At 69.7% G+C, this 19,411-nt stretch carries 19 protein-coding genes and 2 tRNA genes; 14 read left to right on the plus strand and 7 right to left on the minus strand.

Annotation, left to right across the window (positions count from 1 at the left end; genetic code table 11):
- Positions 1–762: a DUF3566 domain-containing protein gene (locus ACFV46_RS20125; RefSeq protein ID WP_361929493.1), complete on the plus strand. Its 762-nt coding sequence runs from the start codon at positions 1–3 to the stop codon at positions 760–762.
- A 112-nt stretch (positions 763–874) separates the two neighbouring features.
- Positions 875–951: transfer RNA gene (locus ACFV46_RS20130), tRNA-Ile, on the plus strand.
- Positions 952–1,031: 80 nt separating this feature from the next.
- On the opposite strand, the gene ACFV46_RS20135 is transcribed toward ACFV46_RS20130, so the two are convergent.
- Positions 1,032–3,023, minus strand: coding sequence for a hypothetical protein (locus ACFV46_RS20135; RefSeq protein WP_376727566.1), 1,992 nt, complete (start codon positions 3,021–3,023; stop codon positions 1,032–1,034).
- Between the two features lie 217 nt (positions 3,024–3,240).
- Here ACFV46_RS20135 and ACFV46_RS20140 point away from each other — a divergent pair, with 217 nt between their 5' ends.
- Positions 3,241–3,981 carry an AAA family ATPase gene (locus ACFV46_RS20140; RefSeq protein ID WP_376727567.1) on the plus strand — a complete coding sequence of 247 codons (741 nt, stop codon included), beginning with the start codon at positions 3,241–3,243 and terminating at the stop codon, positions 3,979–3,981.
- 140 nt (positions 3,982–4,121) lie between these two features.
- Here the strand turns inward: ACFV46_RS20140 and ACFV46_RS20145 are convergent, their stop codons facing one another.
- Entirely contained in the window at positions 4,122–4,502 is a 381-nt protein-coding gene (locus ACFV46_RS20145) for a DUF6344 domain-containing protein (RefSeq protein ID WP_361929484.1), read from the minus strand.
- Positions 4,503–4,838: 336 nt separating this feature from the next.
- Between ACFV46_RS20145 and ACFV46_RS20150 the strand changes: the two genes are divergently transcribed.
- Positions 4,839–4,967 carry a DLW-39 family protein gene (locus ACFV46_RS20150; protein WP_003999697.1) on the plus strand — a complete coding sequence of 43 codons (129 nt, stop codon included), beginning with the start codon at positions 4,839–4,841 and terminating at the stop codon, positions 4,965–4,967.
- Between the two features lie 257 nt (positions 4,968–5,224).
- On the plus strand, positions 5,225–6,535 hold the full coding sequence (locus ACFV46_RS20155) for a hypothetical protein (protein ID WP_385499048.1): 1,311 nt from the start codon (positions 5,225–5,227) through the stop codon (positions 6,533–6,535).
- A gap of 40 nt (positions 6,536–6,575) precedes the next feature.
- On the opposite strand, the gene ACFV46_RS20160 is transcribed toward ACFV46_RS20155, so the two are convergent.
- Positions 6,576–8,156, minus strand: a complete 1,581-nt coding sequence (locus ACFV46_RS20160) for a serine/threonine-protein kinase (RefSeq protein WP_385499049.1) — start codon at positions 8,154–8,156, stop codon at positions 6,576–6,578.
- A gap of 179 nt (positions 8,157–8,335) precedes the next feature.
- Positions 8,336–8,884 carry a DNA-binding protein gene (locus tag ACFV46_RS20165; protein WP_361929477.1) on the minus strand — a complete coding sequence of 183 codons (549 nt, stop codon included), beginning with the start codon at positions 8,882–8,884 and terminating at the stop codon, positions 8,336–8,338.
- A gap of 182 nt (positions 8,885–9,066) precedes the next feature.
- Between ACFV46_RS20165 and ACFV46_RS20170 the strand changes: the two genes are divergently transcribed.
- Positions 9,067–9,139 (plus strand) — tRNA-Ala (locus ACFV46_RS20170).
- Between the two features lie 504 nt (positions 9,140–9,643).
- Here the strand turns inward: ACFV46_RS20170 and ACFV46_RS20175 are convergent.
- Entirely contained in the window at positions 9,644–10,342 is a 699-nt protein-coding gene (locus tag ACFV46_RS20175) for a DUF5324 family protein (RefSeq protein ID WP_361929474.1), read from the minus strand.
- Between the two features lie 326 nt (positions 10,343–10,668).
- Between ACFV46_RS20175 and ACFV46_RS20180 the strand changes: the two genes are divergently transcribed.
- Together ACFV46_RS20180 and ACFV46_RS20185 are read left to right on the plus strand one after the other, a co-directional pair.
- Entirely contained in the window at positions 10,669–11,202 is a 534-nt protein-coding gene (locus ACFV46_RS20180) for a peptidylprolyl isomerase (protein ID WP_361929472.1), read from the plus strand.
- A 125-nt stretch (positions 11,203–11,327) separates the two neighbouring features.
- Positions 11,328–12,212 (plus strand): rhomboid family intramembrane serine protease, encoded by an 885-nt coding sequence (locus ACFV46_RS20185; protein ID WP_361929470.1) that lies wholly within the window; start codon positions 11,328–11,330, stop codon positions 12,210–12,212.
- A 280-nt stretch (positions 12,213–12,492) separates the two neighbouring features.
- On the opposite strand, the gene crgA is transcribed toward ACFV46_RS20185, so the two are convergent.
- Entirely contained in the window at positions 12,493–12,747 is a 255-nt protein-coding gene (gene crgA, locus ACFV46_RS20190) for a cell division protein CrgA (RefSeq protein WP_062665968.1), read from the minus strand.
- Positions 12,748–12,888: 141 nt separating this feature from the next.
- Between crgA and ACFV46_RS20195 the strand changes: the two genes are divergently transcribed.
- Genes ACFV46_RS20195 through ACFV46_RS20220 form a run of 6 tightly spaced genes read left to right on the plus strand, consistent with a single transcriptional unit; the run spans position 12,889 to position 17,271 of the window.
- The gene (locus ACFV46_RS20195; protein WP_361929468.1) at positions 12,889–13,665 is read left to right on the plus strand and encodes a DUF881 domain-containing protein; all 777 of its coding nucleotides are present in this window, start codon (positions 12,889–12,891) and stop codon (positions 13,663–13,665) included.
- A gap of 18 nt (positions 13,666–13,683) precedes the next feature.
- Entirely contained in the window at positions 13,684–14,400 is a 717-nt protein-coding gene (locus ACFV46_RS20200) for a class E sortase (RefSeq protein ID WP_385499050.1), read from the plus strand.
- A 53-nt stretch (positions 14,401–14,453) separates the two neighbouring features.
- The gene (locus tag ACFV46_RS20205) at positions 14,454–14,615 is read left to right on the plus strand and encodes a hypothetical protein (protein ID WP_086866155.1); all 162 of its coding nucleotides are present in this window, start codon (positions 14,454–14,456) and stop codon (positions 14,613–14,615) included.
- Positions 14,612–15,250 carry an aminodeoxychorismate/anthranilate synthase component II gene (locus ACFV46_RS20210; protein ID WP_385499051.1) on the plus strand — a complete coding sequence of 213 codons (639 nt, stop codon included), beginning with the start codon at positions 14,612–14,614 and terminating at the stop codon, positions 15,248–15,250. The genes ACFV46_RS20205 and ACFV46_RS20210 overlap by 4 nt, the downstream gene beginning before the upstream one ends.
- Entirely contained in the window at positions 15,247–16,491 is a 1,245-nt protein-coding gene (locus ACFV46_RS20215; RefSeq protein WP_385499052.1) for a class E sortase, read from the plus strand. Before ACFV46_RS20210 ends, ACFV46_RS20215 begins: the two co-directional genes overlap by 4 nt.
- A gap of 6 nt (positions 16,492–16,497) precedes the next feature.
- On the plus strand, positions 16,498–17,271 hold the full coding sequence (locus ACFV46_RS20220; RefSeq protein WP_361929457.1) for a class E sortase: 774 nt from the start codon (positions 16,498–16,500) through the stop codon (positions 17,269–17,271).
- A 101-nt stretch (positions 17,272–17,372) separates the two neighbouring features.
- On the opposite strand, the gene pknB is transcribed toward ACFV46_RS20220, so the two are convergent.
- Positions 17,373–19,361, minus strand: a complete 1,989-nt coding sequence (pknB, locus tag ACFV46_RS20225; RefSeq protein ID WP_385499053.1) for a Stk1 family PASTA domain-containing Ser/Thr kinase — start codon at positions 19,359–19,361, stop codon at positions 17,373–17,375.
- Positions 19,362–19,411: the final 50 nt, after the last annotated feature.

Raw genomic sequence — 19,411 nt, forward strand, 5'->3', positions numbered from 1 at the left:
GTGAGCGGAGCCACGGGCACCGGATCGTCCGGTATCCCGGCCGGTTCTCCGGCTGGTTCGGAGACGGGCGGCGGCGGTCGTGGCTCCGCCGCGCAGGCGGCGGACACCCACACCACGCAGCTGAAGGCGATCAAGTCGTCGCCGGCGAAGGGCGCGTCCACGCCCGACGCGACTGGATCCCAGGGGGGAACCGTGACGGACACCTACGCGGCCGGTGGGGGCCCGGCCGCTCCGGGGGGCGCCCAGCAGCAGGCGTCGCCCCTGCCGGGTGAGCGCCAGCCTCAGCAGGCCGGCGGTCCGTACCACCCGCCGCAGGCCTACCAGACGGCCGGCGGGGGCACTCCGGCGGGCGCGGTCCGCAAGCCGCGCACCGGGGCGCGTACGACGCCGCGCACCCGCAAGGCCCGGCTGCGGGTCGCCAAGGCGGACCCGTGGTCGGTGATGAAGGTCAGCTTCCTGCTGTCCATCGCGCTGGGCATCTGCACGATCGTCGCGGCCGCGGTGCTGTGGATGGTCATGGACGCCATGGGCGTCTTCTCCACGGTCGGCGGCACGATCTCCGAGGCCACCGGCTCGAACGAGTCGAACGGCTTCGACCTGCAGTCCTTCCTGTCGCTGCCGAACGTCCTGCTGTTCACGTCGATCATCGCGGTCATCGACGTCGTCCTCGCGACGGCGCTGGCGACCCTCGGCGCGTTCATCTACAACCTCTCCGCGGGCTTCGTGGGCGGCGTCGAGCTGACCCTCGCGGAGGACGAGTGAGGCAGGGCTCAGGCCCCGTCCTCCGCCCCTCCGGGAACCGATTTTGGGACTGCCCGTGTCGTGCGCTAATGTTCAGGAGTCAGCGCGCGGGAGACACACCGCAGAGCGCGGCGGGGCTATAGCTCAGTTGGTTAGAGCGCATCCCTGATAAGGATGAGGCCACAGGTTCAAATCCTGTTAGCCCCACCAGCGAGAAGACCCCCAGTCGATACCGGCTGGGGGTCTTTGACATGCACGGCTGACATCAGCCGATGAGCGGACAGCTTCTCCTAGGGCAGTCCGCCGGCGGCGGCGGAGGTCATCGCGGCGCCTTCGGTGACGTCGGTGGGCATCGGCGCCTCGGAGCGGAACCAGTCGAGCAGGCCGAGGATCACCGCGCCGATGCCGAAGTAGAGGAGCAGTACGGTCAGCGCCTGGGTGGTGCCGTGGCCGTTGAAGTAGATGGTGTTGTGCAGCAGGACGTAGCCGTTGCGTGGTGGGAGAAACGGTCCGATGTCGCGCCAGAACGTCGGCAGGAACGGGTATCCGGTGGACCCGCCGCTGGAGGGGTTGCCGAACAGGATGATCACGATGACGGTCAGGAGCGTGCCCGCGGCTCCGATCAGTTTCTGCAGGATGGCGGCGAAGAAGGCGACCGCGGTGATGATCAGCGAGCAGATCGGCCACACGATCCAGAACTTGTGGCTGGAGAACCCCTCCAGCCACAGGCACACGATCAGGTCGACCACCAGGCCCGCGACGATGCCGAACCCCAGGAGCGTGGCGGCCCGCCAGCGGCCCGCCGCCTTCCCCGTCGCGGCGATCAGAAGGGTCGAGGACATGTAGCCGCCGATGAGCAGGGGCGCCAGCATGATTCCCGGAACCAGGCCGATCGGGTCCTTGGGCGCGAGCGGAACCGGCATGTACGCCTTGACCGTGAACTGCTGCCCGGTGCCCTTGGCCGCCTTCTCGAAGGCTTCCGTCAGGGGCAGCGCGGCGTAGTCGCTGATGCTCGGAACCACGAGCAGGGTGTTCGAGGTGCCCGAGGCGACCAGCCCGCCCCAGATCTTGGCCTTGTCGATCGCGCCCTTGACCGCCGCTTCGTCCGGGTAATGGGTGACCTTCAGGGAGATGTCTTTCCGGGCCGCGGCCAGCACCGGGGAGGACCCGGTGACGCCGAACGGCAGGTCGACCGCCTTGGGGGCGTGCTGGGCGCTCGTGTAGTTGGCCGCGAACAGGCACTGCATGACGGCGCAGATCCCCAGCGCGACCAGGATCGCGTTCACCCCCCGCCGACGGCCCGCCGACGGGTTCCGGGGCGCGTCCGCAGGTGCGTGCGCAGCGGCGGCAGCCGTCCGGGCCGGGCGGATCCTGCCCAGGTAGCCGATCACGGCAGCCCCGGCCAGTGCCCATAGGAACAGGACGATCAGTGGGGTGGTGATGTCGTTGGCGCCGAAATAGAGCACGCTGTTGATCAGGTCGATCGCGTTCTGCGGCGGCAGGAGCGTTCCGATGTTGCGCCAGTAGACCGGCAGCAGATAGGCGCCGAATCCGCCGGAACTCGCCAGACCGACCACGACCAGCAGGATCAGGACGATGACGGTGCCCGCTTTCCCCGCCACTGCCTGGATCGCCGCGGCCGTCAGCGTCACCGCCGAGGTGATCAGCCAGAAGCATGGCAGCAGGGGCCAGAAACGGCTGCTGGAGTACGCGCCGATGCCCGGGCCGCAGATCAGGTCGGTCAGCAGGGCACCGACCAGCGAGTACCCGACCAGGATGGCCACGCGCCATGGCGCCGCCGCCTTCCCACGGGCCGCCTTGAAGACGAAGACGGCGGCCAGAAGGCCGCCGATGAGCAGCGGCACCAGCAGCAGGCCGGTCACCGCGCCGATCGGATCGCTGGACGGCAGCGGCTTGACCGTCTTGACGGTCACCGGCCGGCCCATCTTGTGCGCGGCGTCCAGGAACGCCGCCTTGATGTCGATGGAGCCGAAGAAGCTCTTCGCCGGGGCCACGATCAGCGTGTCGCCGGACTTGCCGGTGATGTACGCGCCGTATTGCTCGCCTTTCTCGACCGCGGTCGTCGCCGCCGCGTCATCCTGGTAGGAGGTCAGGTCCAGTCCCGCCGGGGCCACCGCAGCGACCACCGGCGACGGCGGACCGGTCACGCCGAAGGGCATGTTCCGGGGCACCAGCAGCTGGTTCGCGCTGACCAGGCAGATCTCGAAGACGGCTTGCAGCACGAGCACGGCCACCAGCGAGACCACGATCTTCTTGACCATGCCGCCGCGCGTTGTCCCAGGGGGCGACGCCCCGGCGTCAGCCACCGGCGTTCCCATCCCCGCACCACCTCCGAGCCGTACATCCCGTCAACGGCCTCGTGCAGCTGGACCGGGACAGCACCAGTGGCCACCCCACCACGCGCCGCGGGAGACGGCATCACCGCAGACCCAGAAGGGGGAGCAGGCCGTTGTCAGTGGTGGGTGGGAGGCTGGTGGGGTGATCGTCGAGCGGGCCTATGCGCATGTCAGCGAGGGGGAAGCGGCCGAGGGGCGGTGGCCGTGGGCCGTGCCGTGCGTGCGGCAGCTCGTGGAGGAGGGGCTGCGGTTCTCCGCGCCCGTCACGTTCCTGGTGGGGGAGAACGGCTCCGGGAAGTCGACGCTGGTCGAGGCGCTGGCGGAGGGGTTCGGGCTGGACTCCTGGGGCGGGTCCGCGGGATACCGGTACGCCAGTGCCCGCGAGCCCTCGGAGCTGGGCGCGCGGGTGCGGTTCGAGGCGACGGCGGCCGGGCGGCGCATGCTGCGCGGGTCTCGGACGCGCCGCAGAGGGTTCTTCCTGCGGGCGGAGACGGCGCTGGACGCGCTGGGCCGGGAGCAGACGACGGGAAGGCTCTCGGGGGCCGTGGACGAGATGAGCCACGGCGAAGGCTTTCTGATGGCCTTCCGCGAGCGTTTCGAGGGGCCCGGGCTGTACGTCATGGACGAACCCGAGGCCGCGCTGTCGTTCGCTTCCTGTCTTCAACTCGTGGGGCTGCTGCATCACCTGGGGCGTTCCGGTGCGCAGATCGTCTGCGCCACGCACTCACCCGTGCTCACGGCGCTACCCGGCGCCGAGATCATCGAGGTGGGTGACCACGGAATGCGTCCCGCCGGCTGGCGGGATCTGGAGCTCGTCGACCACTGGCGTCGTTATCTCAATGACCCCTGGGCCTATCTACGGCACATCGTCGAGGCGGAATGACGTCTCGCCGTAGCGGAGGGCGTCGTTCTGCGACGTCGGCGTTCACTGCTGCGTGCTGCGTGCTGCGTGCCGCGTGTACTGCTGTTTACCGCGTTACGTCCGTTACTGCGGGTGGCTGTCGCTCGGGCGGGCCCGAGGGGTCAGCGTTGGTGGGGCACCAGGGGCTGGGCCGGGGAGGCCGCTGTGGCGCACTCGCGGGTCGCCGGGACCGATGCGGTCGCTTCCGTGTCCGAGAGCGGACGGTGCCGGCAGCTGGGGGTCTTTCCGTGGGCCTCCGCCCGGATGCGCTGCTTCATCGTCGGCGGCAGGGCCCTGGCGTAGGACCAGGCCCAGTGGGGCGGCGCCGGCACCGCGAGCTCCGCGCTGCGCTCGCTCTCGTCGCGGCCGGTGTTGCGGGAGGAGGTCTCGGTTCCCGGCGAGGCCGCGGCCGCGGTGTTGGAGACGAAGCCGAGCGCGGTGAACAGCGCGAGGAAGGCGGTGACGATGGCGGTCCACAGGTTCATGACCTTGTTCCTGGTCATGGCCCCTCACTTTCAGGTTGGGCGATTTGCGTACTTTCCTCATGATGTGTATGTGGGCCGCGAAGTCATGGACCGACGCCCGTGGCGCGTCGATCTTCAGATGAACAACACTCGGATGGGTGCAAGAGCCGCGAAGAGGGGCAAAAGTTGCAGCACACGGCAAAGTCGCTCTGCGTCCGTGGGTGATCACTCTCCGGTCCGGAGCCGGTTCGTCCCCATCTACTGGGGTGTGCCGGGCGGCAGTTGAGCCCCCACGCAGGTCACCGATCGGTATCGGCCGGTGTGTATAGTCGGGCGCCAGAGGTCCCCTACGTCAAGGAAAGACGAGGTCGCGCGGTGAAGAAGCTTCTCCTGGTCGCACTGGCCGCCATCGGCGGGCTCCTCGTGTACCGCCAGATCCAGGCGGATCGCGCCGAGCAGGATCTGTGGACGGAGGCGACTGACTCCGTGCCCACGGGTTCGTGAGCCGTCACGACGGATTCGACACCGACCCCGGCCGCCGACGCGGCCGGGGTTTCGTGTGTTCGGAGCAACGCACGCCGGCCGTTCCTCGAGTTGCGGAAGCCGGCCAGAGCGTCTACACGCCTCGGTTTCGGACGGGCGTACGGAATGCGGGGGTGCCGGGGCGCCGCGCTGGGCAGGATGGGCGACGGTCCGGAAGCGGCGACGAGGGGTGGCGCGGGATGAGGCGGCGTTCGGGGGCACGGCAGGGGGCGCGTCCGGTGCGTCACGCGGGCCGTGCGCGGTCGGCCGCCGTAGGTGCGCTGCTGCTGTGCGCGACGGCCGCCCTGCCGGTGCCCTCGGCGCTCGCCGCCGGGACGCCGGGGCCGTACGGCTTCGCCCCCGACGCCACGAGTGTCACCGGCTCCCCCGCCACCGCCGGTGCGAAGCGCCTCTCCGCCGGGACGACGTACCGCAGTTCGCTGCCCGGCGACGCGGCCGTGCACTACTCCCTCGAACTCGACGCCACCACCGACACCTACGTCTCCGCCACCGCGGCTCCCGCCCCCGGCAGCACCGTGTCCGCGGGCGAGGGCATCAAGGTGACCGTGCGGGACGCCGCCGGCCGTTCCTGCTCCTTGGACACCGAGACCTTCGGCGTCGTCCGCAGCGCCCGTCCGATCGCCGCCTGGGGTGCCCGGGAGATCTCCGCCGACCGGCCCCGCTGCAAGACGGCGGGCCTCTATGACGTGGCCGTCGAGCGCGTCGGTACGCCCGTGTCGGCGCCGGACGACTGGGACCTGGAGCTGTTCGTCGTCTCCGAGCCGGCGTTGCGCGAGCCCGTCGCCGCCGAGGTGCCGGAGGCCTGGAACTCACGGACCCCGGCGCCCGCCACCGGCGAGCCCGTCGCGCGCGAGGGCGGCTCGGGCTTCGCCTCGGCGGTAGCCGTCGGCCCGGGCGTGTGGGGCGCGGGTGTCGAGCCCGGCGGCACGCTCTTCTACAAGGTGCCCGTCGGCTGGGGCGGGCAGCTCTCCGCGACCGCCGAACTGGCCGCCGCGGACGGCCGGGGCGGCTACACGACCGGCGCGCTGAGCCTCACGCTCTACAACCCCGCGCGCGGGTTCGTCGACGACGTGAGCGCCAACTACGCCGGCCGCCAGGAGTCCGCCGCACTGCCGCCCCTGCCTCCGGTCGCCTACGGGAACCGGTACGCGGGACCGGACCGGATCGGCGCCATGCGGTTCGCCGGTTCCTACTACCTGGTCGTGCACCTCGCCTCCGAGGTGGCCGACACCTTCGGGGACGGGCCCTTCGACGTGGCCCTGCGGGTGCGGCTGGACGGCTCGGAGACGGCCTCTCCGGACTACGCGGGGCAGCCCAGGCCGGACGACCTCTTCGAGGCCGCGCCGGTGGACCTGGACCTGGGCGGGGTCACCGGGGGGCCGGCCACAGGCGGTACGGCGGGCGGAGACGGGCACGGCAACGCCACGATGACCGTGCTGGCGGTGAGCGGCATCGGTACGGGGACGGCGCTGCTGGCGGTGCTCGGGGTGTGGAGGGTGGTCGCGCTCCGCAGGCTCGGGCGCTCGTAGAAGCGCCGCCTGGAGGTACGTGGCCCGCGTGCGCCGGCGCTCAGACGCGGGTGAGCGCCCAGAACCCCACGGCGTAGCAGACCAGCGCCAGCAGCAGGAGCGGGATGGCCACCTTGGCGGGGGGACCTGCCCGGCGCACGGCACGGTGACCGGCGCGCGGGCGCGGCTGCGCGCCGGACGGCGGCGAAAAGGGAACCTGCGGGCTCTGAGCGGTGTATGAGGCAGTGGAGGCATCGACGCGGTGATACGGCGTCGGTGTGGGCGTGGGAGTGGGCGTCGGGGGCTCCGCGGGGGCCGGCGGCCCGTACGGGTACCACGGGACGGGGGATCGATGGGCGGCGAGGTCGCGGGTGCGGTCGTACGGCGGTGGGGGCGCCGTGGCGCGGGCGGTGGACGCGGTGCTGTCGGGCGGGGGGAGCGGGAAGCTGCCGGTGTCCGACATGGTGGGCGGCCGCTGGGCGCCGCCGGTCGGCGAGGAGTCCGTGGGTGTCCGGGTGCCGTGGAGCGGCTCCTCGGGGTGGTGCGGGGGAGGTGGAGGGGAGGCGGACGGCACGGGGGGCGCCACGGCCGGTGGGGCCGGTATGGAGGGCGCGGGTGGCATGGGGGCGGGGCGCGGCGGCGCGGGCGGCGGTTGAGTGCCGGTCAGGGACGCGGAGGAGCCGACTCCGGCCGGTCCGGTCCTGTCCAGCCGCAGGGCGCCGGACGTGGTGCCCGTCCCGTCGATGACCCCGGCCGCGCGCTGCTGGGGACCGTCCGGCCCGAATCCCGCGGGCAGTGGCCCGAGTTGGTCGAATATCTCGATGAGTTCGTCGTCGGGGCCGGGTTCCGGCAGGAGCTCGGCGGCCGACGCGAGGGCCTTGCGCGCGCCCGTGGCGGTGCGGAACCGCGCGTGCGGATCGGGCTGGAGCAGCGTCGCCACGATCTGCCACAGCGGCTCGGGAATGCCCTTGGGCGGACCGGGCGTGCCGTGCTCGGTGAAGTACTGCACGAGCGCCTTGGCGTCCGGCTTGGCGCCCTCCAGGAGATACAGCGCCACCAGTCCCACGGCGAACAGATCCGCCGGGAAGTCCGGGTCGGAGCCGAGGAGTTGCTCGGGCGCGAGGTAACCGGGCGTCCCGACCACGAGGTTGGTCTCGGTCAGCCGCGGCTCGCCCAGCCGCATGGCGATGCCGAAGTCGGACAGCCGCAGTCGAGGCCGGGCCGTCCCGGTGGCCTCCAGAAGCACGTTGGCGGGTTTGACGTCCCGGTGGACCACGCCCTCGGCGTGCACGGCCGCCAGGCCGGACAGCAACTGGTCGAGCAGCGTGCACACGAACGCCGGCGGCAGGGGCCCGTAGTCCCCGACGAGATGGACGAGCGACCCGCCGCCCACCAGGTCCATGGTGAACAGGACCTTGTCGTCGTCGGCGGCCCAGCTGGCCGGGGCGAGCACATGGGGGTGGTCGATCCGCAGGGCCTGCTCCCGGACGAAGCGCAGCAGCGAGTGCGCGTCGCTCTGCTGGAGCACCTTGGCCGCCACGTACCGGCGGCGGCGGTGGTCCCAGGCGCGCCAGACGGCACCGACGCCTCCGCGCCCGATCGGGTCGACCAGTTCGTACCGGCCGGCGAAGACCTCACCCATGGCTGTGCGTCGCTCCTCCCCCTGTGGTCATCCCCCTTGTTTCCCCCACGACGGGCGACACGACTCCTCCTGCCCGGCTCCCCTCGGGTCGCGGCCCCCGGAAGCATTGCTGGACCGGCGTCCGCTCAGCCGCAGGCCCGGTCACCGACCCCCTTCGGCGACCGGGCCCGGGGATCGGCTCAGCTCTGGTGCGACTGGTAGTGCGCGACCGCGTCGGACGTCCGGCCGGCGCCGTACACCCGGAGGAACTCTGCCAGTTCCGGGTGGCTTCCGGCGAGACTGTCGGCGGCCTCGATGATGTCTCCCGCGGCCGCGACCGAGCGCAGCAGTGACTGGATCTCGCGGACCACCCGCTTCACGGTGGGCGCGCCCGAACTGCTCGTCGTCTGTGTGGTGTTGCTGAGCACCGAGCCCCCCTGCGACTTCTTGATCTCCTCCATGCGCTCGGTGGCCTCGGCCGCGCTCACGCTGCCGTCCGCGACCTGCCCCGCCAAGTCCTGCAGCAGCTGCACCCGCTGGACCACGGCGGGATTGCCGATCTTCGCCCGCTGGCCGCTCATCAGCTGCGACAGCATCGGCGCGGACAGTCCCAGAACCCCCGCGAGACGAGCCTGGTTGAGACCAAGATCGTCGATGAGCCTACGGAAGAGCGTCCCCAGCGGCTCCCCGTACCAGTTCCGCTGCAGATCCCGCGCTCTTGCGGTGGCTTCCTGCTGTGCGGCGTCCATTGCGTCTCCCCATCGCTTCCCCAAAACCGTGGTTCGCTGTAGCGAACCACGTCGAGCATCTTACGGAGAGTGGTTGTGCATCGGGACCCCCCATCTTTTTTGCGAGATACGGGGCGCGACCCGGTAGTCTGGACTGCGGCAGCCGCCGGGACGTGCTCGTTCCGGTCGGATGCTCCTCTTCCGGGGCCTTAGCTCAGTTGGTAGAGCGCTGTCTTTGCATGGCAGATGTCAGGGGTTCGACTCCCCTAGGCTCCACTCTCCGGACCGGCTGGCACCCTCGCGGGTGCTGGCCGGTTTCGTCTGTCCGGCCGCCTTTCTCCTGCCCGCACAGCCGTGACGTGTGTCACCGGCGGGGAGACCGCGGTGACGTTGCGCATATTTGCGCAAACATTCTCGATGGCACCGGCCCCCGTGGGGAAGTCCTCGGTCGACGGTCCGTCGATGCCTTCGTGCCGCGCCCGAACCCCTGTGTGAGCTGGTCTTCGGGTGATCAGGTAATCAGAAGGACGCGTTCCGTTAGGGGAGCTTATGTGGAGCTCGCGCGCACACGTCGTTGCAAACGTCATCGTGGGCGAAGGCGTGAACACAACTGCCTCACAGCTTCGAGCGGAGGCCGATGACGCTCGAAGACAGCCGATCTTCGGCGGCAGCCGATGTTCCACGTGAAACACCGCCAGGGGGCGGGAGACCTCAAGTCTCCCGCCCCCTGGCGGTGTTGGAACGAGCCGATATGACCGGCCCTCAGGTCACATCCTCAGGTCACTTGCCCTCGTCGCGCTGGGCGGCCTCCTCGGCTTCCTTCGCCTGGACCTCGGGGTCGAGCACGCTCTGGTCCGTGCCGTCGACCGACGCCAGACGGTTGGACTCCGGGACCTCCGTCGCGGCGGGAGGCTCGACCAGCCAGTCCGGGTTGGCCTGCTTGTCCCACCACTTCCAGGCGGCGAACGCACCGCCCGCGAGAAGGCCGACGACGGCCAGGGCCTTCGCCAGACGGCCTGCCTTGGCACGCCGCTGGTGCTTGCGCACCAGCTTCTGCACGTCCTTCGGCGAGACCTGACCGCGCAGGGCGGCCAGTGCGGCGACCCCACGGGCGGCCGCCTCGTCCTTGACGGGTCCGGCCGCGGCAACCGCCTGCTCGAGCTTGGGCCGGGAGTACTCGGCGGCCTGCAGAGCCGCCTTGCGGGTGCGGAGCGCCGCCTCCTGGGCGGCCTGGTCGACCTTCGGCGGCACATGGGCGCGTGCCTGCTCCAGACGCGGGGCGACGTGGACGCCGTACTGGGCGCGGGCCTGCTCGGTGGCCAGCGACACCTTGGGCGCGAGCCGTACGCGTGCCTCGTGTGCGTAGTGGGCGGCCCTGTCCTTGGCGGTGTCGGCGTAGGGCGCCACCACTTCCGCGGCGTGCAGCACGCTGTCCTTCGCCGAGCCGGTCGCGGCGCGCACGCTGTCGATGCGGGTCACGGGTTCCTCCTCCTCGGTGGCGTACGGTAATTCGACTTTCCACCCTTTTACGGATCATGCCTCCCGGAACGCGGCGGGGCATGTGTGGGCGGGCATTCGGGTGCCGGTGAAAGTGATCGAATGGAATAAAGGATCAATATGGGGCAACGGTGGCTTGTCGTCGACAATGCCACGGTTCGCCGTGTCGCGCCCCCGCCACGGGAGGACTCGACGCGTTTTCCGCAAGCGATCTGCCCGGTTGGGTGCCGGTTCACGAGCGCCGGGCACCCTCCGGGACCGTCCGTGCGAGGATCGAGGGATCACAGGACGACAACGGAAGGCAGATCGTGGCCGAGCAGCTCTACGCCACCCTGAAGACCAACCACGGCGACATCGCGGTGCGGCTTCTCCCCAACCACGCGCCGGTCACGGTCAGGAACTTCGTCGAACTCGCCCAGGGCGAGCGTGAGTGGACCAACCCCGCCACCGGTGAGAAGTCCACGGCCAGGCTTTATGACGGCACCGTCTTCCACCGGGTCATCAGTGGCTTCATGATCCAGGGCGGTGACCCGCTGGGCAACGGCACCGGCGGCCCCGGCTACCAGTTCCAGGACGAGTTCCACCCCGACCTGGCCTTCGACAAGCCGTACCTGCTGGCCATGGCGAACGCCGGTCCGGGCACCAACGGCTCGCAGTTCTTCATCACCGTCGCCCCGACGACCTGGCTGAACCGCAAGCACACGATCTTCGGCGAGGTCGCCGACGCGGCCGGCCAGAAGGTCGTCGACACGATCGCCTCGTTGCAGACCAACCCGCGCACCGACCGCCCGGTGAACGATGTCGTCATCGAGTCCGTCGTGATCGAGACGCGTCAGAGCTGAGGCCACAGGCGTCCACCGGGACGTCCGACACCTCCCGCAGGGAACCAATCGCCCCGCTCGTCCGTAAGGATGGGCGGGGGCGGTGTATGAGCCTGTGCGCCGCGGACGACGACCTAGGGGATCCGATGGACCAGCCGGTGGGTAGCCCGCAGGACGCCCAGAGCGTGCCCGTCTGCTACCGCCACCCGGACCGCGAGACGGGTGTCCGCTGCACCCGCTGCGACCGTCCCATCTGTCCGGAGTGCATGATCAGCGCCTCTGTCGGCTTCCAGTGCCCGGAGTGCGTCCGCACCGGCTCCGGCACCGGCCACGCCCCGGAGGCCGCCCGGCCCCGCACGATCGCGGGCGGCAGCGTCGCGGCCGATCCCCGTCTGGTCACCAAGATCCTCATCGGGATCAACCTCGCGGTGTTCATCGCCGTGCGGGCCGACAAGGCGCTGCTGTCCGACCTCTGGCTGATCGGCGCCTGGCCGCCCGCCCCCTTCCAGACGACCTCGGGGGTCGCGGACGGGGAGTGGTACCGCCTGGTGACCTCGATGTTCACGCACGAGGCGATCTGGCACTTCGCCTTCAACATGCTCGGTCTGTGGTGGCTGGGCGGCCCGCTCGAAGCGGCGCTGGGCCGGGCGCGCTATCTCGCGCTCTACTTCGGCTCAGGGCTGGCGGGCAGCGCCCTCACCTATCTGCTGGCCGCACCGACCACGGCCTCCCTCGGGGCGTCCGGCGCGATCTTCGGTCTGTTCGGCGCGACGGCCGTCCTGATGCGCCGTCTCCAGTACGACATGCGCCCGATCATCGCCCTGCTGGTGATCAACCTGATCTTCACCTTCGGGTGGAGCAACATCGCCTGGCAGGCCCATATCGGCGGTCTGGTGGCCGGCGTCGTCATCGGTTACGCCATGGTCCACGCACCGCGTGAGCACCGTGCGCTGATCCAGTACGGCACCACGGCCGCGGTCCTGGCGGTGGTCGTCCTGGTGACCGCGCTCAGAACCCTTCAGCTCACCTGAGCAGCGGGTTCTGCCCCTGAGACGCACAGTTGTCCACAGCGGGTGGCGGATCTTGTGCACAGTGTGCAGACAGCCGAACGCCCCCTGTCACGGACCAGCGTTTCCGCAGGTCGGACAAGGGGCGAACAAGTTTTCGACTGTCCATGATCACCGGTAGTTCCGTCACACCGGCGTCAATGTCCCGGTGGTTATCCACAGATCGTCGTTCTTTTTCAACACTGTGGAAAACCGCTGTGGATAACTCAGTGGATAGCCGTGGGCAGAGCTGCCGGGCGGGCCGTCACTTCCACTGTGTGGAGACACCGAATCCGGCGGCGATGAATCCAAAACCGACCACGATGTTCCAGTTGCCCAGAGCCTCGATGGGCAGGGAACCGTCGGTCACATAGAAGACGACGATCCAGGCGAGACCGATGACGAACATGGCCAGCATGACCGGTGCGACCCAGGTGCGGCTGGTCAGCTTGATGGCGGTCGCCTGCTTGGACGGCGGCGGCGTGTAATCGGCCTTCTTGCGGATACGTGACTTCGGCACGAGGGTCTCTCCTGTCGATGCGCTGCGTGGCCGCGCAGGGAACTGGGTCGGGCTCGGGGCAGCGTACAAGGGGACACTGTGGGCTCCCCCGGGCGTCCGTTAGCGTAGTGCTTCCGTGGCGCCGAAGGAGATAAGGGTACGTTGAGCAATTCTGCCGACTCCCCCGGTACGGGATCCAGCCCTGTCCGTGGCCGATTCCGGCCCGTACGGGTGCTCACCGCCGCCGTCTTCGCCCTGGCCGGGCTCATCTTCTTCACCAGTTTCAACACCGCCAAGGGCACCGACATCCGTACGGACGCCTCGCTGCTGAAACTGTCCGACCTCATCCAGGAGCGCAGTCACGAGAACGGCCGGCTCGACGAGACGAACGCCGCTCTGCGCAACGACGTGGAGGCGCTCGCCGAACGGGACGACGGCAGCACGAAGGCCGAGGACGCCAAGCTGTCCGCGCTGGAGACGAGGGCGGGGACGCAGAAGCTGACCGGTGAGGCGATCACCGTCACGCTGAACGACGCGCCGCCGGACGCCACCGCCAAGCTCCCCGGCTATCCCGAGCCCCAGCCGGACTACCTGGTCATCCACCAGCAGGACCTCCAGGCCGTGGTGAACGCCCTGTGGGAGAGCGGCGCCAAGGGGATCAAGGTCATGGACCAGCGGCTGATCTCCACCAGTGCCGTGCGCTGTGTGGGCAACACCCTGATCCTCCAGGGCCGGGTGTACTCACCGCCGTACAAGATCACGGCGGTCGGGGATCCGGAGAAGATGCAGCAGGCCCTCGCGGCCTCCCGGGCGATCCAGAACTACATGGTCTACGTCAACGTCTACGGGCTGGGCTGGAAAGTCACGGAGGACGGGACGGTGACTCTGCCGGGCTACTCGGGCACAGTGGATCTGCAGTACGCCAAGCCCGTGGAGTGATCCTCACTGGAGCTGCCGGTGCGCGTCGTCGTCAGGACCGTCAGCGAGCTGTGCGTCACTGTGGGCACGGTGATCGTCCTCTTCGTCGTCTACGTGCTGTTCTGGACCGGCGTACGGGCCGACAGCGTCATGGACGACCAGATCGACCAGTTACAGGAACAGTGGGCCCGGAGCGCGACGCGGCCCTCGCCCGGGACGCCAGGCACTCCGCTGCCGTCCGGCGCTCCGCAGGCGCCCGCGCGCCCGCCGGCACCCGCCCCGTACACGGCGGACAAGCCCTTCGCGATCATGTACATCCCGCGCCTTGGTTTCACGTGGAACAAGCCGGTGCTCGAAGGCACGGCCACCAAGACCCTGAAGAAGGGGCTCGGCCACTACGCGAACACCGCCCAGCTGGGGCAGAGGGGCAACTTCTCGGTCGCCGGTCACCGGCGGACCTACGGGGACCCCTTCAAGGACTTCCCCAGGCTGCGGCCGGGCGACGCGGTGGTGCTGACCGACGGGACCTCATGGTTCACGTACAGGATCGACAAAGGCCCCTACAAAACAGTGCCCTCCGACATTGAGGTGATCGACCCTGTGCCCCGTAAGTCGGGGTATACGCGTGAGGGCCGCTATCTGACGCTGACCACGTGCGATCCCGAGTGGGGGCACAGTCATCGGCTGATCGTGTGGGCCCACCTGGACTCCACGCAGCCTGTGGAGGCCGGGAAACCGAAGGCCCTGCGCCGTTAGTCTGGTGACGGTACGGCGTGATTCTGGTGCCGTGATGCGACGGAAGGGACGGCATGTACGGCTGGATCTGGCGGCATCTGCCGGGGAACGCATGGCTGAAGGCGTTGATCTCCCTCGTGCTGGTCATGGCCGTGGTCTACGTCCTCTTCAACTACGTCTTCCCGTGGGCCGAACCTCTGCTGCCCTTCAACGATGTGACGGTGGACAACCAGTGAGCGCGCGCATCCTCGTCGTGGACAACTACGACAGCTTCGTCTTCAACCTGGTCCAGTACCTCTACCAGCTGGGCGCCGAGTGCGAGGTCCTGCGCAACGACGAGGTCTCCATGGCCCACGCCCAGGACGGCTTCGACGGCGTGCTGCTCTCGCCGGGCCCGGGCACCCCCGAGGAGGCCGGGGTCTGCGTCGACATGGTGCGGCACTGCGCCGCGACCGGCGTCCCGGTCTTCGGGGTCTGCCTCGGCATGCAGTCGATGCAGGTGGCGTACGGCGGTGTGGTGGACCGGGCCCCGGAGCTGCTGCACGGCAAGACCTCGCTGGTCGAGCACGAGGGCGAGGGCGTCTTCGCCGGGCTGCCCACCCCGTTCACGGCGACCCGCTACCACTCGCTGGCCGCGGAGCCGGCGACCGTGCCCGCCGAGCTGCAGGTGACGGCCCGCACCCACGACGGCATCGTGATGGGGCTGCGGCACCGAGAACTCCCGGTCGAAGGGGTGCAGTTCCACCCCGAGTCCGTGCTGACCGAGCACGGGCACCGGATGCTGGCCAACTGGCTGGCCGAGTGCGGCGACGAGGGCGCGGTGGCGAGGTCGGCGGGGCTCGCCCCGGTGGTGGGCAGGGCCACGGCGTGACCGCGCTGCGCCCCGAGCGCGAGTCCGGCACCGCCTACGGGCAGTCCTCCGGGGACTCCTACGGCGGCGCCGGCGACCAGGGCACCCCGTACGGGCAGCAGCCGTACGGGGACCCCGGTGCGCACGGGGACTGGTACGGCGCCAGCACGGCCGCCACCCCGGCCCAGGGCGGCTACGGCACCGAGGGCTACGGCAGCGAGCGGTACGGGGCGCAGACGTACGGCACGGACGCGTACCAGGAGCCGTACGCCCAGCAGCAGCCGCAGCCCAGCCGGCCGGAGCACGCCCAGCCGCAGCAGACGTACATACCGCCCCCGGACGACGAGACCGTCGCCCTGCGGATAGCCGACACCGCTGCCGCCGTCGGAGCGCGCTCTGGCGGGCGTTCGGCGGACAGCCCCGACGAATCCCCCGTGGGCGGCCGTGCGGCCCGCAGGAAGGCCGCCAAGCGGCGTCATGGGCGCCGTGGCGCCGGACGGCCGGACCCGGAGACCACGGAGACGGAGTCGGACGCTCCCACGGCCCCCCGCTCACGCCTGGAGGCCCGGCGGCAGGCTCGCGCCCGCAGACCCAGCGCCGCGACGCTGGTGAGCCGGGCCCTCGGCGAGGTGTTCATCACCACCGGCGTGCTGATGCTGCTGTTCGTGAGCTACCAGCTGTGGTGGACGAACGTCCGGGCGCACGCGCAGGCGGACAAGGAGGCCAGCAGCCTCCAGAACGACTGGGCGAGCGGCAAACGCAACCCGGGCAGCTTCGAACCGGGCCAGGGCTTCGCCCTGCTGCACATCCCCAAGCTGGACGTCGTCGTGCCGATCGCCGAGGGCATCAGCAACAAGCAGGTGCTGGACCGGGGCATGGTCGGCCACTACGGCGAGGGCAAGCTGAAGACGGCGATGCCGGACGCCAAGACCGGCAACTTCGGGCTGGCCGGGCACCGCAACACCCATGGCGAGCCGTTCCGGTACATCAACCGGCTCACCCCCGGGGACGACATCGTCGTGGAGACGCAGGACAAGTTCTTCGTGTACAAGATGGCGTCGGTCCTGCCGGTGACGTCGCCGAGCAACGTCACCGTGCTGGAGCCGGTCCCGCGGGGATCGGGATTCACCAAGCCGGGCCGCTACATCACGCTCACCACGTGCACGCCGGAGTTCACGAGTAAGTACCGGTTGATCGTCTGGGGCAAGATGGTCGAGGAACGGCCGCGCAGCAAGGGCAAGCCGGATGCGCTCGTCAGTTAAGGGCAGATGAACGTGGCATCGACCACCGACGACACCGAGTACGCGGACCGCTCCGCGACGCGTCAGTCCCCGCGCCGGCCGGAACGCCGCCGCCGTCTTGGTCCCGTGGCGGCGGTGATCAGCGTCTTCGGCGAACTCCTCATCACGGCGGGCCTGGTGATGGGCCTGTTCGTCGTCTACTCCCTGTGGTGGACGAACGTCCTCGCCGACCGGGCGGCCGACAAAGAGGCCGACAAGGTCCGCGACGGCTGGGCCCACCAGGACGACGGCTCCGGCCGTCCCCCGGAGTTCGACTCCGGGGCCGGCATCGGCTTCCTCCACGTCCCCGCGATGAGCAAGAGCGAGATCCTCGTCGAGAAGGGCACATCGTCGAAGATCCTCAACGACGGTGTCGCCGGGTACTACACGGACCCGGTCAAGGCGACGCTGCCGACGTCGGACAAGAAGGGCAACTTCTCCCTCGCGGCGCACCGGGACGGGCACGGCGCGAAGTTCCACAACATCCACAAGCTCGCCGAGGGCGATCCGATCGTCTTCGAGACGAAGGACAAGTGGTACGTCTACAAGGTCTACTCCGTCCTTCCGGAGACCTCGAAGTACAACGTCCAGGTCCTCGGGGACGTCCCGAAGGAGTCGGGGAAGACCAAGGCGGGCCACTACATCACCCTGACGACCTGCACGCCGGTCTACACGAGCCGCTACCGGTACGTCGTGTGGGGCGAGCTGCAGCGCGTCGAGAAGGTGGACGAGCAGCGCACGCCGCCGAAGGAACTGCGCTGACCCACTGACGCCGGCGACTCAGGAAACACGGACGCGATCCCCGCACGCGAAGGAGCCCCGGTGCCCTCTCCAGGACACCGGGGCTCCTTCGTGCGGTTCGATCAACCGAAGGGGCCGCCGTTGTTGCCGCCTCCGTTGTTCCCGCCGCCGTTGAAGCCGACCGTGGTCAGCTTGATCGTGGTCTTCGCGGGGTCGACCTGCTGGCCGGCGTTGGGGTCCTGCCGGACGACGAGGGCGTTGTCGCCCTGGTCGCTGCCGTTCTCGAACTGGATGTTAGTGAACCCGGCCTGCTGCAGGGTCTGCTTGGCCTGGCCGACCGTCTGACCGACGACGTTGGGCACCTGCGCCTTCTGCTCGGCCTGCTTGCCGATCTGGATGGTCACCGTGGAGTTCTTGTCGACCTTGTTGCCGGCCCCCGGGGACGTGGAGATGACCTTGCCGACCTGGTTCGGGTCCTGGGTCTCGACCTCGGTGCAGTTGCCGGTGAGGTCGTTGTCCTCCATCTGCGCCTTCGCCTCGTCACAGGTACGGCCGACGACGTCCGGGACGGTCGACTGCTCCTGCTCCTTGGCGACGGTCAGGGTGATCGTGGAGCCCTTCTCGACCTCTTCGCCGCGCGCCGGGTCCTGGTCGAGGACGGTGCCGGGCTCCTCGGAGGAGACCTCACGCGTCTCGGTCTTGATCGTGAACTGGAAGTCGTCGCCCTCGAGCTTCTTGCGGGCGTCCTCCAGACTGATCCCGATCACGCTCGGCACGGTGACCTTCGGGGCGCCGGTGGACACCACGACGTCGACCGTCGAGCCCTTGTCGACCTTGGTCTTCGAATCGGGGCTCTGCGAGCAGATCTTGCCCTTGGGCTGGTTCTCGCACTCCTTCTTCGTGACCTGTCCCAGTTCGAGGTCGACGTTGCTGAGCAGATCCCTCGCGCTGCTCTCCGTCTCGCCGACGACGTTCGGCACGGCTACCTGGCTGTTGCTCGCCGTGCCTCCGTCGAAGACCCACTTGCCGATGAGGATCGCGCCCACGAGGACCAGCACGGCCGCGACGGCCAGCAGGATCGTGGAGGTGTTGGACTTCTTCTGCCGGCGCCGGTCGACGCGGTCGTCGTAGCCGAAGCCGCCGTCGTCCGGGTTCATGGGCGGCAGCATCGACGTGGCGCCGGCGTCCTGCTGGCGCAGGGCCGTCGTCGGCTGGTCGTCGGGGTAGCCGCCGTAGCCCACGGACCCCATCGCGGCCGTGGCGGCGACGGGCTGGCCGTCGAGGCAGGCCTCGATGTCGGTGCGCATCTCGTCGGCCGACTGGTAGCGGTAGTTGGGGTCCTTCGTCAGGGCCTTCAGCACGATCGCGTCCATCTCGGGCGTGATCTCGGGGTCGAAGACCGACGGGGCCTGGGCCTCCTCGCGCACGTGCTGGTACGCGACCGCGACCGGTGAGTCGCCGACGAACGGCGGACGGACCGTCAGGAGCTCGTACAGCAGACAGCCGGTGGAGTACAGGTCGGAGCGGGCGTCGACCTGCTCGCCCTTGGCCTGCTCCGGCGAGAGGTACTGGGCGGTGCCGATGACGGCCGCGGTCTGCGTCATCGTCATCCCGGAGTCGCCCATGGCGCGGGCGATGCCGAAGTCCATGACCTTGACCTGGCCGTTGCGCGTCAGCATGACGTTCGCCGGCTTGATGTCGCGGTGGACGATGCCGTTGCGGTGGGCGTACTCCAGGCCCTGGAGGATGCCGATGGTCATCTCCATGGCCCGCTCGGGCAGCAGTTTGCGGCCGCTGTGCAGGAGCTCACGCAGCGTGGACCCGTCGACGTACTCCATGACGATGTACGGGATCGACACGTTGTCGATGTAGTCCTCGCCCGTGTCGTAGACCGCCACGATCGCGGGATGGTTGAGCGAGGCGGCCGACTGGGCCTCCCGGCGGAACCGGGCCTGGAAGGACGGGTCGCGCGCGAGGTCCGCCCGCAGCGTCTTCACCGCCACGGTGCGGCCGAGCCGGGTGTCATGCGCGAGGTAGACCTCCGCCATGCCACCACGACCGAGCACCTGGCCCAGTTCGTACCGGCCGCCGAGGCGACGCGGCTCTTCCATAGCTACCTACCAGCCCTCTCCGTCGGTCCCGCCCTCACCCTTGTGGGTGT

The sequence above is a fragment of the Streptomyces sp. NPDC059852 genome, assembly GCF_042731455.1.
GTDB lineage: Bacteria > Actinomycetota > Actinomycetes > Streptomycetales > Streptomycetaceae > Streptomyces.

Excerpts from the sequence above, each read along its gene's own strand:
- ACFV46_RS20135 (WP_376727566.1), bottom strand. The coding sequence starts at position 3,023 with ATGGTCAAGAAGATCGTGGTCTCGCTGGTGGCCGTGCTCGTGCTGCAA.
- ACFV46_RS20145 (WP_361929484.1), bottom strand. The coding sequence starts at position 4,502 with ATGACCAGGAACAAGGTCATGAACCTGTGGACCGCCATCGTCACCGCC.
- ACFV46_RS20160 (WP_385499049.1), bottom strand. The coding sequence starts at position 8,156 with ATGGGTGAGGTCTTCGCCGGCCGGTACGAACTGGTCGACCCGATCGGG.
- ACFV46_RS20165 (WP_361929477.1), bottom strand. The coding sequence starts at position 8,884 with ATGGACGCCGCACAGCAGGAAGCCACCGCAAGAGCGCGGGATCTGCAG.
- ACFV46_RS20185 (WP_361929470.1), top strand. The coding sequence starts at position 11,328 with ATGGACCAGCCGGTGGGTAGCCCGCAGGACGCCCAGAGCGTGCCCGTC.
- ACFV46_RS20205 (WP_086866155.1), top strand. The coding sequence starts at position 14,454 with ATGTACGGCTGGATCTGGCGGCATCTGCCGGGGAACGCATGGCTGAAG.
- ACFV46_RS20220 (WP_361929457.1), top strand. The coding sequence starts at position 16,498 with ATGAACGTGGCATCGACCACCGACGACACCGAGTACGCGGACCGCTCC.
- pknB (WP_385499053.1), bottom strand. The coding sequence starts at position 19,361 with ATGGAAGAGCCGCGTCGCCTCGGCGGCCGGTACGAACTGGGCCAGGTG.